This is a genomic window from Pantoea sp. DY-15, assembly GCF_019795935.1.
GTDB classification, from domain to species: Bacteria; Pseudomonadota; Gammaproteobacteria; order Enterobacterales; family Enterobacteriaceae; genus Pantoea; species Pantoea leporis.
On sequence record NZ_JAIMIF010000008.1, the window covers coordinates 37,742 to 55,280 of the forward strand.

General features: G+C 58.3%; 16 protein-coding genes and 1 riboswitch. Of the genes, 6 read left to right on the plus strand and 10 right to left on the minus strand.

The annotated features are described in order from the left end of the window. Genes K5Y32_RS22915 through K5Y32_RS22930 form a run of 4 tightly spaced genes read right to left on the minus strand, consistent with a single transcriptional unit; the run spans position 1 to position 4,330 of the window. Positions 1 to 828, minus strand: coding sequence for an ABC transporter ATP-binding protein (locus K5Y32_RS22915; protein ID WP_222185965.1), 828 nt, complete (start codon positions 826 to 828; stop codon positions 1 to 3). Beyond that, positions 829 to 1,728, minus strand: a complete 900-nt coding sequence (locus tag K5Y32_RS22920; RefSeq protein WP_110867698.1) for an ABC transporter permease — start codon at positions 1,726 to 1,728, stop codon at positions 829 to 831. Continuing rightward, positions 1,725 to 2,735, minus strand: a complete 1,011-nt coding sequence (locus K5Y32_RS22925; protein WP_222185966.1) for an ABC transporter permease — start codon at positions 2,733 to 2,735, stop codon at positions 1,725 to 1,727. The genes K5Y32_RS22920 and K5Y32_RS22925 overlap by 4 nt, the downstream gene beginning before the upstream one ends. Continuing rightward, positions 2,735 to 4,330 (minus strand): ABC transporter substrate-binding protein, encoded by a 1,596-nt coding sequence (locus K5Y32_RS22930; RefSeq protein ID WP_222185967.1) that lies wholly within the window; start codon positions 4,328 to 4,330, stop codon positions 2,735 to 2,737. The genes K5Y32_RS22925 and K5Y32_RS22930 overlap by 1 nt, the downstream gene beginning before the upstream one ends. Before the next feature lie 198 nt (positions 4,331 to 4,528). Between K5Y32_RS22930 and K5Y32_RS22935 the strand changes: the two genes are divergently transcribed. Together K5Y32_RS22935 and K5Y32_RS22940 are read left to right on the plus strand one after the other, a co-directional pair. Then, entirely contained in the window at positions 4,529 to 5,584 is a 1,056-nt protein-coding gene (locus K5Y32_RS22935) for a dipeptidase (RefSeq protein ID WP_222185968.1), read from the plus strand. A 2-nt stretch (positions 5,585 to 5,586) separates the two neighbouring features. Then, entirely contained in the window at positions 5,587 to 6,501 is a 915-nt protein-coding gene (locus K5Y32_RS22940) for a LysR family transcriptional regulator (RefSeq protein WP_222185969.1), read from the plus strand. 54 nt (positions 6,502 to 6,555) lie between these two features. Here the strand turns inward: K5Y32_RS22940 and K5Y32_RS22945 are convergent, their stop codons facing one another. Both K5Y32_RS22945 and K5Y32_RS22950 read right to left on the minus strand, forming a co-directional pair. Continuing rightward, entirely contained in the window at positions 6,556 to 7,908 is a 1,353-nt protein-coding gene (locus K5Y32_RS22945) for an MFS transporter (protein WP_222185970.1), read from the minus strand. 174 nt (positions 7,909 to 8,082) lie between these two features. Continuing rightward, positions 8,083 to 8,985, minus strand: coding sequence for a GntR family transcriptional regulator (locus K5Y32_RS22950; protein ID WP_101762759.1), 903 nt, complete (start codon positions 8,983 to 8,985; stop codon positions 8,083 to 8,085). A gap of 135 nt (positions 8,986 to 9,120) precedes the next feature. On the opposite strand from K5Y32_RS22950, the gene K5Y32_RS22955 reads away from it, so the two are divergent. The 3 genes from K5Y32_RS22955 to K5Y32_RS22965 all read left to right on the plus strand — a co-directional run bounded on the left by K5Y32_RS22955 (position 9,121) and on the right by K5Y32_RS22965 (position 11,742). Continuing rightward, the gene (locus K5Y32_RS22955) at positions 9,121 to 10,149 is read left to right on the plus strand and encodes a zinc-binding alcohol dehydrogenase family protein (protein WP_222185971.1); all 1,029 of its coding nucleotides are present in this window, start codon (positions 9,121 to 9,123) and stop codon (positions 10,147 to 10,149) included. A gap of 145 nt (positions 10,150 to 10,294) precedes the next feature. Beyond that, positions 10,295 to 10,370: riboswitch (Fluoride riboswitch) on the plus strand. Positions 10,371 to 10,460: 90 nt separating this feature from the next. After that, positions 10,461 to 10,838 (plus strand): fluoride efflux transporter CrcB, encoded by a 378-nt coding sequence (crcB, locus tag K5Y32_RS22960; RefSeq protein ID WP_101762757.1) that lies wholly within the window; start codon positions 10,461 to 10,463, stop codon positions 10,836 to 10,838. Positions 10,839 to 10,944: 106 nt separating this feature from the next. Continuing rightward, complete coding sequence (locus K5Y32_RS22965; RefSeq protein WP_222185972.1) at positions 10,945 to 11,742, plus strand: sugar phosphate isomerase/epimerase; 798 nt, start codon at positions 10,945 to 10,947, stop codon at positions 11,740 to 11,742. On the opposite strand, the gene K5Y32_RS22970 is transcribed toward K5Y32_RS22965, so the two are convergent. The 3 genes from K5Y32_RS22970 to K5Y32_RS22980 form a co-directional block, all read right to left on the minus strand. Next, positions 11,739 to 12,344, minus strand: coding sequence for an alpha/beta hydrolase (locus tag K5Y32_RS22970; RefSeq protein WP_110867691.1), 606 nt, complete (start codon positions 12,342 to 12,344; stop codon positions 11,739 to 11,741). The genes K5Y32_RS22965 and K5Y32_RS22970 overlap by 4 nt on opposite strands. Before the next feature lie 11 nt (positions 12,345 to 12,355). After that, a complete protein-coding gene (locus tag K5Y32_RS22975) occupies positions 12,356 to 13,297 on the minus strand; it encodes a glutathione S-transferase family protein (RefSeq protein WP_217549844.1) in 942 nt (313 codons plus the stop codon). A gap of 99 nt (positions 13,298 to 13,396) precedes the next feature. Continuing rightward, the gene (locus K5Y32_RS22980) at positions 13,397 to 14,296 is read right to left on the minus strand and encodes a LysR family transcriptional regulator (RefSeq protein WP_222185973.1); all 900 of its coding nucleotides are present in this window, start codon (positions 14,294 to 14,296) and stop codon (positions 13,397 to 13,399) included. Positions 14,297 to 14,550: 254 nt separating this feature from the next. Between K5Y32_RS22980 and K5Y32_RS22985 the strand changes: the two genes are divergently transcribed. Then, positions 14,551 to 15,675, plus strand: coding sequence for a GNAT family N-acetyltransferase (locus K5Y32_RS22985; RefSeq protein WP_222185974.1), 1,125 nt, complete (start codon positions 14,551 to 14,553; stop codon positions 15,673 to 15,675). Here the strand turns inward: K5Y32_RS22985 and K5Y32_RS22990 are convergent. Further along, positions 15,672 to 17,504 (minus strand): ABC transporter ATP-binding protein, encoded by a 1,833-nt coding sequence (locus tag K5Y32_RS22990; protein ID WP_222185975.1) that lies wholly within the window; start codon positions 17,502 to 17,504, stop codon positions 15,672 to 15,674. The two genes, K5Y32_RS22985 and K5Y32_RS22990, sit on opposite strands and share 4 nt — an antisense overlap. Positions 17,505 to 17,539: the final 35 nt, after the last annotated feature.

A 17,539-nucleotide genomic window follows, 5' to 3' on the forward strand; every position in this document is an offset into this window, starting at 1 on the left:
TTATTCTCGCCACGCGGCATCGCGCTGCAATACGGGTAAACGTTCGCGCGGATGGCGCAACGACGGCAAACACGCCAGCAAACCACGCGTATAGGGATGCTGCGCCTGCTGCAACTGCCCGGCATCGAGCAGCTCAACGATGCGGCCGGCGTACATCACCGCCACGCGATCGCAGAAGTGCGACACCAGCGGCAAATCGTGGCTAATCAGAATCAGCCCCATGCCGCGCGCCGATACCAGCTCGTCAATCAGCTTGAGAATCTCCGCCTGCACCGTGGCATCCAGCGCGCTGGTGGGTTCATCGGCGATCAACAGTTCCGGATCGGGCGCCAGCATCATGGCAATCATCACGCGCTGGCCCATGCCGCCCGAGACTTCATGCGGATAGCGTTGCGCCACGGCTTCAGGGTCGCGAATCTTCACCTGCTCCAGCAGCTCAATCGCCGCCTGCATCGCCGCTTTGCGGCTGCCGCCTTTGTGCTCGCGCCAGGCTTCGGCAATCTGCTGGCCGATGGTCATCACCGGATTAAGCGAATATTTCGGGTCCTGCAGGATAAACCCGACGCGCTTGCCGCGAATTTTGCGCAGCACTTTCTCGCTGGCTCCGCGCAGATCGATGCCGTCAAAGCGCAGCACGTCGGCGCTGACTTCCGCATTGCCCGGCAGTAGCTGCATCAGGCTGCGCGCGGTCAATGATTTGCCGGAGCCACTTTCGCCGACAATGGCGAACTTCTCGTGGCCAACGCTAAAACTGACGCCGCGCACGGCTTCAAAGGTTTCGCTGCGCGAGCGGAAGGCAACGCGCAGGTTCTCAATTTCCACCAACATTTAGCGCTCCTTAGGATCCAGCACGTCACGCAGACCGTCGCCGAGAAAATTGAACGCCAGTGACGTCAGGAAAATCGCGATACATGGCATCAATGGCACCCACCATTCGCTGAACAGGAAACGACGCGCGGTGGCGATCATCGTGCCCCATTCCGGTGACGGCGGCTGCGCGCCCATGCCGAGAAAACCGAGGCTGGCAGCGGTGATGATGATGGAGCTCATGTCCAGCGTGACGCGCACAATCAGGCTCGGCACGCACAGCGGCATGATGTGGCGCAGGATAATGCGCAGCGGCGAAGCGCCGGTCAGACGGCTGGCGGCGATAAAGTCGCTGTGGCGGAACTGCAGGGTCTCGGCCCGCGCCAGACGCGCATACGGCGGCCACGACGTCAGGGCAATCGCCAGAATCGCGCTCTCCACGCCGGGTTTCAGCGCGGCGACAAACGCCAGCGCCAGAATCAGACGCGGAAAGGCGAGGAAGATGTCGGTCAAACGCATCAGCGCTTTATCGATGAAACCGCCGGCATAGCCGGCGATGCAGCCAATCAGCAGACCGAGCGGCGCGGTGAGCAGCACCACGGCGATCACCATGCCGAGCGTGGTGCGGCCGCCGTAGATAATGCGCGTCCAGACATCGCGCCCCAGCTCATCGGTGCCCAGCCAGTGCGCGGCGGAAGGGGCCGCCAGACGGTTTTCCAGATGCTGCATACCGGGTTCGAACGGCGTCAGCCAGGGCGCAAACAGCGCCAGCAGCAGCATCACCGCCACCACCAGCAATCCGGCCATCGCCAGCGGATTACTGCGCAGGCTGAGCCACAGGCGATAACGCCGGCCCCACACCGCCTGGCGGCGATTGGCTGGCGTGTCGTTGAGCAGCCATTCTCGTGAGAAGAAGATCATTTTACGCGCGGGTCCCAAAGTCGATAGAGAAGGTCAGCCAGCTGATTGAGCAGCACATACACGGTGCCGACCAGCAAGGTGGCGCCGATCACCGGGTTCATGTCGGCGTTCATCAGCGATGTGGTGAGATATTGGCCGATGCCGGGCCAGGCGAAGACATTTTCCGTCACCACCGCGCCCTCCAGCAATCCGGCGTAGGTCAGCGCCAGCACCGTGACCAGCTGAACCGCCACGGTGGGAAACGCATGCCGCCAAATCACCCGCCGTGACGACAAGCCTTTGGCGCGCGCGGTGATCACGAACTCGCCGCTCAGCGCGTTGAGCATAAAGGTGCGCGTCATACGCGTGATGTAGGCCATGCTGAAGTAGGCCAGAATCAGCACCGGCTGCGCCATGTGGGCCAGCGCATCCCAGAAGGCGTCCATTTCCCCGGCCAGCAGCGAATCAATGGTGAGGAAGCCTGTGACCTGCGGCACCATATCCTGCCAGATGATGTCCTGCCGTCCGGGGCCGGGCGCAATGCCGAGCACCGCGTAGAATATCAGCAGGCTCAGCAGCGCCAGCACAAATACCGGCAGCGAATGGCCGGCGAGACAGATCACGCGAATGGTTTGATCGACCCACGAACGTTGACGCACCGCCGCCCACACGCCAAGCGGAATGCCAACCAGCGCCGCGATGATGATGGCCGCCGTTGCCAGCTCCATGGTGGCGGGGAAGAAGCGGGCGATATCGGTAATCACCGGATTCGAGGTGAGAATTGATTTACCGAGATCGCCATGCAGCAGTTGATTGAGGTAGTGACCAAACTGCACGTAGAGGGGTTGATCCAGCCCCATTTCCACACGTACGCGCTCAACCACCGATTGCGGTGCGTTATCACCGACCGCCGCCAGCACCGGATCGGTGGGCATGACGCGGCCAATGAAAAAGGTCAACACCGACAGACCAAACAGCGTCAGCACCAGGCTTCCCAGGGTGCTGACGATTCTCTTCAGTAACGGCATCAGGCTTTTTTCACCTGCGCATACGGCCACTGCTCCAGTACGGTCATGTGGACATCACTCAGCGCTTTGCTGGTGGCCACGTTTTTGGTCTTCTGCATCATGAAAATAAACGGGCTCTTCTCGCGGCCTAGCTGCTGAATCTGCTGATAGAGCGCGATGCGCTTCGTCGGATCCGGCTCATGCAGCGCCTGCTCGGTGAGTTTGTTAAATTCATCGTCTGACCAGCTGCAGCGCCACGCCAGCGTTCGCGCACGCGCGTTATCGCTGTTGTCAGTGTTAACGCAGAAGGCTTCGGTGTTGGAGTTGGGATCAAAGTAATCGGCGCCCCAAACCGTCAATGCCAGCTGATGCTGACGCGCACGCATCTTGGTCAGAACCTGGCGGTTTTCGGCGGCGATCAGTGACACTTTGATGCCAATCGCGCCCAATTGCGTCTGAATTGCCTGCGCGATGTCCGGATAGGGTTGCATGGAGTAGTGATCGAGGGTGATTTCGAAACCGTCCGGATATCCCGCTTCGGCCAGCAGCGCTTTGGCTTTCGCCAGATCTTTGTGGAATGGCGTATCGTCCAGCGCCGCCGGGAAGCCGCTCGGCAGGAAGCTTTGATGGGTAACAAAACTCATCGACAGAATGTTTTTCTGAATGCTGTCGTAATCCAGCGCCCACTTCAGCGCCTGCCACACCTGCGGTTTTTTCAGATACGGATTATTGGTGTTGCACGACATCAGCATGATGGCCGACAGCGACTGATTCACCAGCGACACGCTGCTGTCGTTTTTCACCTGCAGCAGCTGTTCGGTGGTGAGGTCATACGCGGCATCAACATCGCCTTTTTTCAGCATCAGCGCCTGCGCGGCTGGGTCGGCGATGTGTTTGAGGATCACGCGTTTGGTTTTGCTGGCGCCTTTATATTGCGGGCTAATCTCCAGAATCACCGTTTCGCTGGCATTCCAGGTGCGCAGGGTAAAGGCACCGGAACCGGCGCTGTGCTGTTTCAGCCAGCCGTTACCGAAGTCATTGTTCTGCTGGTTCGCCAGACAGGCTTTCTTCGACACGATGCTGCCGACGGTGGCGGACAAGCAGTAGAGCAGGAAGGTTTCGGCCGCCGGCGCGCCGAGTTTCATCTCCACGGTGTGCGCATCTTTCGCGGTGACCCGCTGCGTCACATTGTCTTTGGTAAAGCCGAACTGGTTGATAATAAAGGCCGGGCTCTTATCCAGCTTGACGATACGCTCAATCGAGAACGCCACGTCTTCTGCGGTAAGCGGCGAACCATCGGCGAATTTGGCCGCCGGATCGAGATGGAACGTGTAAGTGCCGTTATCGCTGCTGACGTCCCAGCTTTGCGCCAGTTGACCAATCACTTTATCGGCTTGCTTGGGATCGGGCGTGACTAGACGTTGATAGAGGTTGCCGCAGATCTGGCCGCCGGTGGCTTCGAAGCTTTCGTGTGGATCGAGGCTGGTGATGTTATCGAGCTGCATCGCGATCACCAGCATGGTCGGCGGCGTCGCGGCAAAGGAAGAATTCAGGCTGAGGTAGGAAACAACAGGTACAGCAGTGCATCCTGCAAGAAAACGTCTTCTGGTAACCATGTAAACTCCCAACTGATTGATAATTAAAATAAAAAATCACTATTTGATTGTTTTTTGTCTTGACTTTACGCACCTGCCGGAGGATTAATACCGGTTCTACGTCCTTTGTTTCACGCGTGTGGTTTTGCCCTTTTATGGTGCAATTTGCTCCGCCAGCTGGCAGTGCTGCGCTTTCCCCCGAACATGGAACTGAACAACATGTCTGACTCGATTACCCTCGATATTCCGGTCTTTGACGGCCACAACGATGTGCTGAATAAGCTGTGGCAGCACCATCAGCCGGACGCGGTTAATGCCTTTTTCACTGGCACCAAAACGGGCCAAATGGACTTGCCGCGTATCCGTCAGGGAAATATGGCAGGTGGCATTTTCGCCACCTGGGTGCCGTCCCACCCTCTAATTGCAAGAAGTGCGCCAGACCTCGCCGATTTTCCTCAGGAAATTATCAACTCAGCGCGCGACGCGACGTTTTCCATGCTGGCGCTGCTGCTGCGCATTGAGCAGGCCTCGAATGGCCAGGTGAAGATTTGCCGCAGCGTGCGTGATATTCGCCACTGCATGGCAAACAAGGTGTTAGCGGTGGTGATGCACGTCGAAGGTGCGGAAGCGCTGGATACTCACGGCGAGCTGCTCGACATGCTCTACGCCAGCGGCTTGCGCACGCTGGGACCGCTGTGGAGCCGCCCGAATCAGTTCGGCGACGGCGTGCCGTTCCTCTATCCCTCGTCGCCGGATATCGGCAACGGCCTGACGGCAGCGGGCAAGCAGCTGGTGCGCGACTGTAATCGCCGCCGCATCATGGTCGACTTGTCGCACATGGATGAGAAAGGCTTCTGGCACACCGCGGAAATCAGCGATGCGCCGCTGGTGGCGAGCCACTCCAACGCGCATGTGCTCAGCGCGCAGTCACGTAATCTCACCGATCGCCAGCTGGCGGCGATTGCCGAAACCAACGGCTTTGTCGGCGTCAATTTTGCCGTGCCATTCCTGCGTGAAGATGGCGATCGTCATGCGCCGACCGGCGTCGATGCCATCGTGCGCCACGTTGAGTATCTGCTGGAAAAAGTGGGGGAAGAGGGCGTCGGTTTTGGTTCGGATCTCGATGGCGCCACCATGCCAGGCGATCTGAAGGACGTGGCCGGATTCCCGCTACTGGTGCAGGCGCTGGCGCAGCGCGGCTATTCACGCGAGCTGCTGGAGAAGATTTGCCACGGCAACTGGCTGCGCGTGCTTGAAGCCACCTGGGGCGAATAATCATGCGGCTGCGGCATATTGAAGTCTTTCAGGCGATTGTGCAGACCGGCAGCATCAGTGCGGCGGCGCGTTTGCTGAATGTGTCGCAGCCGAATGTCAGCCGCGTGCTTAATCACGCCGAGCAGCAGCTCGGTTTTGCGCTGTTTGAGCGGCGCGCGCAGGGCATGGTGGTGACGGCAGAAGGGCGGCGCTTGCTGCCGGAAGTGGAAGATATCTATCAGCGTTTACAGGCGATTACCCAGCTGACCGAGCAGCTACGGCGCGGCGAAGGGCAAACGGTGCGCGTGGGTGCTGCGCATGCGTTTGGTCAGATGGTATTAGCACCCGCGCTGGTGAACTGGCGGCAACAGGCGGCGTCGGTCAGCGTGGAACTGGTCACCGAGCACTTCAGCACCTTGTGCCGCATGCTGATGGATAATCAGCTCGATTTCGCGCTGGTGTTTGGTCAGCAGGTGGATGCCGATTTACTGGCGGAACCGCTGTTTCAGTCGTCGATGGTGGCGTTGCTGCCGCGCGATCACACCCACCATGAGCCGGTGACGCTGGAGTGGCTGTGCGCCAACAATTTGCTGATGATGCAGAATCAGGATCCGCTCGGTCGGGTGCTGCACCGCGCGCTGCGCGATAAAGGGCTCAATCCGGCGGTATCGCTGTCGATCAAAACCTATTCGGTGATTGCCGATATGGTGCTGGCGGGCGGCGGCGTCGGGATTGTCGATCTGTTTACCGCGTGCCGTTATGCCGACCAGCTCAAGCTGTTGCCAGTCGCGCAGCCGCTACCCTTTGAAGTGATGTTGATCAGCCGCCGCGATCAGCCACAGTCGCAATCGACGCTGCGGCTGAAACAGGTGATTCGCAACAAGCTGTGGGAAATCGCGCGCCAGTGTGAATCGCAGTTTTTCACCCGTCCGTCGTAATGCCGATTTCGTAGGGTCGCCATTTATGGCGACCGTCCCACATCCGACACTCAATCAAACCCCATCGGTAATCGGTTTACGCACCAGCAGCAAATACGCCAGCGCACCCACCACCGTTACACCGGCGCAAATCATCAACGCCAGGCTAAACGACTTGGTGGTATCCAGCACCCAACCGGTGATCACCGGGGCGAACGAGGCGAACACAAAGCTGGCGAAGTTCTGGATGCTGCCGACCGAAGCCGTCATGCGCGCCGTGACGTTGGCGTGAATCAAACCCCAGCACGATGTACCGGCAAAGTGGATGCAAAACAGCGCCATACCGATCATGGTCACCGCGCTGGTGGTGTCGGTGGCACGTGTGACAAAAGCGGTAAACGCAGCGGACAGCAGCATGCCGCTGACGATAGAGACCTTACGCACCTTCACCGCATCATGACCACGACGCACCAGCGCATCGACCACATAACCGTTCAGCAGCATGCCCGCCGCGCCGAACAGGAACGGAATCGCTGCCAGTAAACCTGTGCTTTTCAGGTCGAGGTTATAAGTGGATTGCAGATAGCCCGGCAGCCACGCGATGTACAGCCACGCGGTGTAGTTGATGCCGCTGAAGCCAATCATCATGCCCCACATGGTGCGCTGCTTGAACAGGCCGCGCCACTCGGCAAAACTCAGCGGCTCTTTGCGCGATGCCACGCTGCCCGCCTGCAGATAGTGAATCTCTTCGCCGCTCAGCGTGTTGTTATCGCGATCGCGGTACATCAGATACCAGCCGATGGCGAGGAACATGCCAAGCACGCCGATGGTGACAAACATACCGCGCCAGCCCATCACCATCATCATCGCGGCCAGAATCGGCGGCGCAATCGACAAACCAATCATCGAGGCGGCGTTAAACATGCCCATCGGCATACCGCGATCTTTGATGTTGAACCAGTCGTTGATCACCTTCACGCCGCAGGGGTTCATCGGCGCTTCGCCAATACCTAACCCGATACGCACCAAAATAAATTGGGTGAAGTTATGCACCAAACCGGCGGCCGCCTGGAACAGCGACCAGAAGAACATGCCAATCGCCAGCATGATGCGCGGCCCTTTGCGATCGAGCAGCGCACCGCACGGCAGCTGCGCTAAGCCGTACGCCAGCGAGAAGGCCGACAGCAGCACGCCAATTTCAGTCGCGGATAAACCCAGTTCTCCCCGGATGGTCATATTGGCCACCGACAGCGAACTGCGGTCGAGATAGTTGATCATGGCGGCGAACAGCAGCAGCAGCATGGCGGTAATCTGGATCTTTCTGATGCGCGGTGAGCGCACCACGTCACTGCGTGCCGGGATAAAATCTTGCCCGTCTGCAGCCGGTTGTGGCGCGTTTTCGCGGCCACGAGCCGAAGTATTTTCCATTGCGACCTCCCGGATCTGGGTACTTATCGTTATGCGTTTGTGTGGGATCCTGCGGCAGCAAAACGGTGCTGCCCCAACGGATTGACTTCGAGACTAGAAGCAATCAGATCGGGATGTTGCGGAGATGTTTCAGATTCGTGCGGGAGCTAATGCTTTGCGGTTTTTAATCGGTTTTTAATTGTACTGGCGGATCGAACGGATCATCGATGTCTTGGCGGTGCCGAGATGATTGTGCAGGGCGCACAAGGCTTCGACATCCTGACGGCTAATCAGCGCTGTCAGAATCGCCATATGCTCCTCCAGCGCCACGATATTGCGCTGTTTGAGATCGGTTTCATCCCATTGATAATGCGAGTGAAAAATCACGGAAATAATCTCCAGCGACTGATTAAAAAACGGATTGTTGGCGGCGGAGAGAATCAGCGTGTGCATCTCTTTATCCAGCGCGGCGAAGTGGCGGTAATTGCTGGCAATGGTGTCACGCATCGAACGATGGCGATCCAGCAGGTCGCGCGCCTGCATCCAGCGCTCATCCTGCGAGGGCAGGTTGAGAAAACGGGTCAGCGCGTGGGTTTCCAGCATTTCACGCAGCTCAAACAGGTTCTCGGCATACTTCTGATCGAACTTCTTCATGCGCCATTGTCCGCGCTTCACCGGTTCCAGCAGGTCATAACGCATAAAGCGCAGCAGGAATTCACGTACCACAACCGGACTGACCTTCACCTGCTGGGCTAACTGCAGCTCGCTAAAGGTATCGCCCGGCATCAGCTGACGCTGATTAATCAGGTTGAAAAAGGTCTGCTCAAACTGCAGCGCCTGCTGATCGATCGGCGGCGTCAGGGCGTTAAAACCATCTTCTTCGCTGGGATCGCGCACGATAACGTAGGTTTCATCCACCTTTTCCAGCACGCCGCGCTCATGCAGATGCTGCAAAGTGTGGCGCACCGTAGTGCGGCTGATGTTGAACATCTCGGCCAGCGCCGCCTGCGGGGGTAACGGCGAACGGATATGCCGTTTGGCAATGCCTTCCAGCATCTGATTAATCACGTTCTGACGTAGATTCTGGCTGCGGCTCATACGCGTCTCCGGTTTTTTATCTATTAAAAACCATACAAAGCCCAAAAAAAGCGGTTGGCTTCACACTTCCCCCAACGCAAAACGCTGCCATCGGCGATTTTCGCCATAACTGCGACAACAGCACAGGAGAAGCCAATGACAACGATGAAAACGCTGGTGGTCGCCGAGCCGCGCCAGATGGTATGGCAGCAGCGCGCGAAGCCGACGCCCGCCGCCCATGAAGTTCTGATCAAACCGATCGCCGCCGGCATTTGTGGCACCGATATCCACGCCTGGGCCGGAAATCAGCCGTTTTTCAGCTATCCACGCGTGTTGGGGCATGAGCTGTGTGGTGAAGTGGTGGAACTCGGCAGCCAGGCCAGCGGCTTCAGGCTGGGCCAGCGCGTGGCGCTGATTCCCTACGTTGCCTGCCAGCAGTGCGATGCCTGTTTGAGTGGCAAAACCAACTGCTGCGAAAAAATCTCGGTGATTGGGGTGCATCAGGATGGCGGTTTCTGCGAATACCTTAGCGTGCCGACCAGCAATTTGCTGGCGGTGGATGAGGTTGATCCCGAAGCCGCCGCGCTGATTGAACCCTTCGCCATCAGCGCGCATGCGGTGCGCCGTGCGGCCGTTACGGCGGATGAGCAGGTTTTGGTGGTGGGCGCAGGTCCAATTGGTCTTGGCGTGGCCGCGATTGCGGCGGCGGCGGGGGCGAATGTGGTGGTGGCCGACACCAGCGAGCAACGCCGTGCACACGTAGCGCAGAAGCTGGGTTTGGCGACGGTAAATCCATTAAACGCCGATTTTGAAACGCAGTTGCGGGCGGAGTTTGGTGGGCGTTTGCCGGCCAAAGTGATCGATGCCACCGGCAGCCCAGCGGCGATGAACGGCGCGGTGAAACTGATTCGTCACGGCGGCACCATCGTGTTTGTCGGCCTGCACAAAGGCGATCTGGTGATCCCGGATATCGAGTTCCACAAAAAGGAAACCACGCTGCTGGGCAGCCGCAACGCCACGCTGGAAGATTTCGCGAAAGTAGGCGAACTGATGGCGAACGGGCAGCTTCGTGCCGACATGATGCTCAATCGCCATTATGATTTTTCTACCCTGGCAGAGCGCTTTGAAGCGGATGTGATTAACAACCGGGAACTGATTAAGGGCGTGATTCACTTCGAACGTTGATATTGGCACCAACCGTAGCGGCGCAATTTATTACGCAAAGAGGGGTTGGCACGGTGCCTTCACTGATGCGCGCGATAGATCGCGCCGCGACACCATTGTGCCTCCTTCACCATATTGTCTGCATTGCCAAGCCAGCGTATTATCTCCCGCCTAAGGTGATGGCGTGCCACCTTCCCCAACCGCCGTTCTGGTCACAGACGGCTGATGACGCCTGACAACACTCGTATCCCTGCGCGGGAGACGGCGGTGTGTCAGGTGTTATTCTGTCCTGCCGCGGCCCTGCGCGTCATTCATATCAGGAGCTCCAAACTATGTTGAAGTCGTTACTGGCGGTGGTGCTGGGCGGTGCGGTGGGCTGTACGCTGCGTTGGTTGATCTCATTACGTTTTAACGCGCTGTTTCCCAATTTGCCGCCCGGCACCTTGATGGTGAATCTGGTAGGCGGTTTTATCATCGGCGCGGCGCTGGCCTTTTTTGTGCGTAACCCGCATATCGATCCCTTTTGGAAACTGTTAATTGTCACTGGCTTGTGTGGCGGCTTAACCACCTTTTCCACTTTTTCTGCAGAAATTGTTGGGTTGCTACAATCAGGTAAATACCTTTGGGCGATGTCGAGCGTGATGGTGCATGTTATTGGTTCGCTGCTGATGACCTTCGCCGGTTTTGCCGCGGTCAATCTGCTCGGATAACCATCGCGCTTGAAATAACTCCTCAGAGGTAGATACTGATCGCCATTCTGTGCGCGTGACGCACAGAATTTGTCACCGATTATCCGGACGATTAAGGAGCTGTGTCATGCGTTGTAACCCTAAATTCCTTAACCTGGTGTTGTTAAACGGTGAACCTGAGGAGAAGCTGCGTGCCGCACGCGCCGCCGGTTTCGAACAGGTTGAGATCTGGCGCGCCGATGTGCAAGCCAGTACGCCACAGTTAGCGAAGCAGTTGCAGCTTGGCTTCACCAATGTGCAGGTGCTACGCGATTTCACCGGTGCGCCGGATCGCGACCGCCAGCAAAAACGCGAAGAGCTGCGTCAGTTTATTCAGATTGCCCAAACCATCGGCTGCGACACCATTCAGGCACCGGCCAGCACGCGTGAAGATTGTGTGGCGGCGCGTATTGATGAAGATTTACGTTGGATGGCATCGGAAGCCGCGCGCTACAACATGCGCATCATGTATGAGCCGATGGCGTGGTGCAGCGTAGATAACACGCTGCCGCTGGCGTGGGAACGCTTGCAACGGCTGGACCAGCCGAATATCGGTTTGGTGGTCGATCTGTTCCACATCTGCGCGTTAGGCGGCGATGCGTCGCAGCTGGATGGCATTCCCGCTGACCGTATCTACGAAGTGCAGCTGTGCGATATGGCCGACATGCCACCGCAGGATAAGCAGCCGCTCAGCGAGTACGCGCGGCACCAGCGCCTGTTGCCGGGCGATGGCATCATCGAAGTGGAACGCTTTGTCGATAAGCTGAAAAGTGCCGGTTACAGCGGGCCGGTCGGCATTGAAGTGTTCAACGATAAGTTGAAGGCGCAGCCAGCAGACGTGGCTGCGCAAAAAGCGTGGCAGGCGTTAAATCGTTACTGGCCTTAATCCTGCAAACATTGCGCAATAAAACCGGCGGCATCCATCGCACCCTGCGATGAAATGGTGTGGCCGGTTGCCGCTTCATAACGCGCTTCCACCGTCACGCCAGCCTGCTGTAAACGTTGCTCCGCCGATACGCTTTCGCTAAACGGAATCACCTCATCGGCTTTGCCGTGAATCAGCAGCGCAGGCGTATACGGCTGCGGCGTTAATGCGCCATCAAATGCCAGACGGCCGGAAAAGGCCACCACGCCGGCTAGCGGATAACGGCCCGACGCCAGCGCATCTAACGCCATGATCGAACCCTGCGAAAAGCCCACCAGAATCACTTTGTCCCACGCATCCGCCATGCCGTGCTGCGCCATCAGCTGCTGCAGCGTGTTATCAAAGGCCGCGCGCGCTTCACGCACGCGCGCCGGGCGGTTTTCGGGCGTGATGCCGGTCAGGCTAAACCACTGATATCCCATCGCGTGTTCAAAAGGATAGGGCGCATTCGGCGAGGCAAACGCCACATCCGGCAGCAGGCGCGCCCAATGTTCGCCGAGCACCGCGAGATCATCGCCGTTGCTGCCGACGCCATGTAAAAAAATCACTAACGCTTTTGCCATCGCCCTGTTCCTTATAAATCGTAGGCCGCCATATCCGGGCCAACCGGCACAATGCCGTTGGGATTCAGCGCTTTAATTGAATAATAGCCCTGCTTGATGTGATCGATATTCACCGTCTGACGCACGCCAGAGACCGAAAGCATACTCTTTAGATAACGATCGAGCAGCGGATAGTCGCGCAGGCGGCGCAGGTTGCATTTAAACAGGCCGTGATAGGCGGCGTCAAAGCGCACCAGCGTGACGAACAGGCGGATATCCGCTTCGGTTAAGCGCTCGCCGAGCAGGAAAGTACGGCCATCCTGCAAGCGCAGCTCCAGCTCATCTAACTGGCTGAACACATCGTTGAACGCCTGCTGATAACTCACCTGTGTGGTAGCAAAACCGGCGCGATAGACGCCGTTATTCAGGCGTGGATAGATCGATTCGTTCAGCGCGTCGATCTCTGCGCGCAGATCTTCGGGATAAAGATCGATGCGATCGTCCGCCAGCGCGCCAAAGCCGCTGTTCAGCATGCGCAGGATATCGGCTGACTCATTATTGACGATGGTTTGCGTCTTTTTATCCCACAGCACCGGCACGGTGGCGCGGCCGGTGAAATCGGCATCGGCACGGGTGTAGAGTTCGTGAAGGTATTCGGCTTTATTCAGCCAGTCGCGATCCGCGCCAGGATAATCACCGAAGCGCCAGCCTTGCGCGCCGAGCTGCGGCTCAACCACCGACACGCTGATGACCTTATCCAGCCCTTTCAGACTGCGCGCCAGCAGCGTGCGCGAGGCCCACGGACAAATTAGCGCCACATAGAGGTGATACCGATCCGGCTCGGCAGCGAATGCGCTGGAACCATCTGCGCTAATCCAGTGACGAAAACGGGATGTCTGGCGCACAAATCCGCCTTGTTGATCGGTGGCTTGCACCGGATGCCACTCTGCACTCCACTTACCGTTAACCAGCATCGTCTTCTCTCCTCAGTGTTGATGAAGTGAGCATACAGCGCTGCTGGTTGGGTGATAATCCGGGCAAAATGGCTTTCATTGCTTCCAAATTGGAAGGAATCAGCCGGGCGGATGGTGCTGGAAATGGGCGGCGAGGAAATCGATCAGCAGCCGGGTTTTCTGCGCCAGATGACGCGCCGGCGGATAGAGCGCGAACAGGCCCATGGGCGGCGTGGCGAATTCCTCTAATAGCGAGACGATTTCACCGCGCTGCAGGGCGGGTGCGGCAATAAAACCTGGTAGCCGCGCAATGCCCAATCCGGCGATGGCCGCCTGCAAACAGGCTTCGGTATTGGAGAAACAGAGACGACCGCGAATCGGCATGCTGACGCTGTCGCCGCACGGCGTGACAAACGGCCAGTGCCAGGGATCGCGGAAGTTGGTATCGCTGATGCACTGATGAGCCGCCAAATCGCGCCAGTGCTGCGGCGTGCCGTGTTGCAGCAGATAACCGGAAGACGCCGCCACGCGAATCGGCACATCGCCAAGGCGGCGCGCAATCAGGCTGCTGTCGTCGAGTTTGCCGATGCGAATCGCCATATCAAAGCCTTCATCGACGATGTTAACTGCACGATCGGAGAAGTTCACGTCGAGTTCGATCTGCGGATAATGACGCGCGAACTCCACCAGCACGCTGGCCAGCACCGCCGTACCGAACGTGCCGGGCGCGCTAATCTTCAGGCGGCCGGTCGGCGTGGTGGCGCTGTCGCGCACTGTGGCATCCAGCGTATCAAAGGCTTCGAGTAGCGTTTTTACCCGCTCGTAATAGGCGCGGCCGACTTCGGTGGGCGAGAGCGCGCGCGTGCTGCGTTTAAACAGCTGCACACCAAGTTCCTGCTCCAGCCGGGAGACCAGCTTCGACGCCTGGCCGCTGCTGGTACCGAGGCGTTCGGCAGCACCGGCGAAGCTGCCCACTTCCAGCACGGCGACAAACATGCGGTCACAATCGAGGCGATCCATGAACATTCCAGCTGACGAGAAAATCGTAGGGTGCGGCCTGCGGGCCGCCCGTGTCAAATTCTGCACTGTGCATTAATGGACAAGGTCGCCATGAATGGCGACCCTACAAAACCGCGCCGATCCGTCGTAGGGTCGCCATTCATGGCGACCGTCTGGTCAAATCTCCTGAATACACATTCAGTGCGCTGCACCTTTTCCCACGCGGGAAAACCTGTTGAACTAGGCGCCTGCTTTCATCAGGCCGGGAGCCGTGAATGTCTTTGCTACATCTGTCATCGCTGGCGGAGATTGCCGCCGTCGAATGGGATGCGCTGTTACCTGACGATCAACCGTTTTTACGCCACGCATTTCTCTTGTCACTTGAAGAGAGCGGCAGCGTGCGGCCCGAAAACGGCTGGCAGACGGATCACCTGCTGTGGCGCGAAAACGGCACGCTGCGTGCGGCGCTGCCGGGCTATCGCAAACGCCATTCGCGCGGTGAATATGTGTTCGACCATGCGTGGGCGGATGCCTGTCAGCGCGCCGGTATTCCTTACTATCCGAAATGGCTGGGCGCGATTCCGTTCAGTCCGGTGACTGGCGCACGCCTGCTGGGCGATGAAGAAGCGGTGCTGAAACTGCTCAGCGCGCTGCCGGATAACCTCTATCAACACGGTCTGAGCGGCGCGCACATCAACTTCACCACGCCGTTCGCCAACCACATTATGCAGCAGCAGCCAGACTGGCTGGAGCGCCTCGGCTTGCAGTATCACTGGCATAACAAAGGCTACCGCGATTTTCAGGATTTCCTCGACACGCTGATGTCGCGCAAGCGCAAACAGCTGCGTAAAGAGCGTGAGCAGGTGATGAGCAGCGGCTTTGAATTCAGCTGGTATCGCGGCGATGAGCTGCGCGAGGATCAGTGGGATTTTGTTTACACCTGTTATGCCAACACTTACGCGGTGCGCGGCCAGCGGCCCTATCTGACCCGCCACTTCTTTAGCCTGCTGGCGGAGCGCATGCCGCATTCGATTCGCGTGGTGATTTCCTCGCTACAAGGGCAACCGGCAGCGATGGCATTCTGCTTAATGGACGGCAACACGCTGTACGGCCGCTATTGGGGCTGTCTGGCGGAGTTTGATCGGCTGCATTTTGAAACCTGCTTCTATCAGGGCATGGATTTCGCCATCGCGGAAGGTGTGCAGCGTTTTGATGCGGGCGCGCAGGGCGAGCATAAGCTGGTGCGCGGCTTTGAGCCGCACATCACCCATTCGTGGCACTATTTGTGTCATCCCGGCTTGCGCGATGCGGTGGCGGATTTTCTGCTACAGGAACGGGAAGGCGTGCGCGGCTGGGCGATTGAAGCGCGCGACGCCTTACCGTATCGGCGTGGAGATTAATCCGCGCCGACAAAACCGCCGGTCTGATGCTGCCACAGGCGCGCGTAAAGTCCGCCGTGCGCCAGCAGTTCGCGGTGGTTGCCCATCTCGACAATCTCACCCTGCTCCAGCACCACCAGACGATCCATTTTGGCAATAGTGGAAAGACGGTGGGCGATAGCAATCACCGTTTTACCCTGCATCAGCGTTTCCAGGCTCTCCTGAATCGCCGCTTCCACCTCGGAATCCAGCGCCGAGGTGGCTTCGTCCATGATCAGAATCGGCGCGTCCTTCAGCAGCACGCGCGCGATGGCGATACGCTGACGTTGACCGCCCGACAGCTTCACGCCGCGCTCGCCCACGTGCGCATCCAGCCCGGTGCGGCCTTGCGGATCGGAGAGCAGCGGAATGAACTCGTCGGCGCGCGCGCGGATAATCGCCGCCTGCAGCTCCTCTTCCGTCGCGTCCGGACGACCATACAGCAGGTTTTCGCGAATTGAGCGGTGCAGCAGCGACGTGTCCTGCGTGATCATGCCGATTTGCCCGCGCAGACTCTCTTGCGTCACTTCGGCGATGTTCTGATCGTCAATCACAATGCGGCCGCTATTGATGTCATACAGCCGCAGCAGCAGATTCACTAAGGTGGATTTACCGGCGCCGGACGGGCCAATCAAACCGATCTTCTCGCCCGGCTTGATGTTGAGGTTGAGGCGATTAATCACCTGACGACTGCCGCCGTAATCAAATCGCACATCCTCAAAGCGAATCTGACCTTTAGTCACCTGCATGTTTTTCGCGTTCGGCTCATCCTGCACGCTCAGCGGCTGCGCAATGGTATTCAGGCCATCCTGCACCATGCCGATGTTTTCGAAGATGCCGTTCACCACCCACATGATCCAGCCGGACATGTTCACCAGACGGATCACCAAACCGGTCGCCAGCGCAATCGCGCCGACGCTGATCAGCGACTGACTCCACAACCACAGCGCCAGGCCGGAGGTGCTGACAATCAGCAAGCCATTCAGCGTGGAGAGCGTGATATCCATGGTGGTGACCATGCGGCTGGCGTGCTGGGTTTTGTCGGTTTGCTCCTGAATTGCCTCGCGTGCGTAACGCTTCTCCAGATCGTTATGCGAAAACAGTTTGATGGTGGCGATATTGGTGTAGCCGTCGACGATGGTGCCCATCAGTTTCGAGCGTGCTTCCGATGACACCACCGAACGCTGTTTAACGCGCGGCACAAAGAAGCTCAGCGACACGCTGTAAGCCACAATCCAGATCACCAGCGGAATCATCAGGCGCCAGTCCGCTTCGGCAAACAGCACCAGCGAAGTCACCGCGTAAATCACCACGTGCCAGATGGCGTCCACCAGCTGTACCGCCGAATCACGCAGCGAGTTACCGGTCTGCATGATGCGCTGGGCAATGCGCCCGGCAAAATCGTTCTGGAAGAAATTCAGGCTTTGACGCAGCACGTAGTTGTGATGCTGCCAGCGGATCATGCTGGTCATGCTTGGGTTAATGCTTTGATGCACCAGCATATCGTGCGCGGCAATCACCAGCGGCCGCAAAATCAGCGCGACAAAGCCCATCCACAACAATATTTGCCAGTTATCGCTGAACAGCGAGGCGGGCGTCGAGTGATTGACCAGGTCAATGATGCGGCTGAGATAGCTGAACAGCGCCACTTCGATCAGCGCTTGCACCAGCCCGACAATCAGCAGCGCGACGAAGCTCGGCCACACCTGACGCAGATAGTAGAAGTAGAACGGCCAGACGCTGGCGGGTGGGGAATCGGTTGGCGCATCCTGGAAAATATTGATAAAACGTTCAAAACGGCGATACAACATAGAATCACTCTTCCCGAAATGGTGAGAGTTAACAG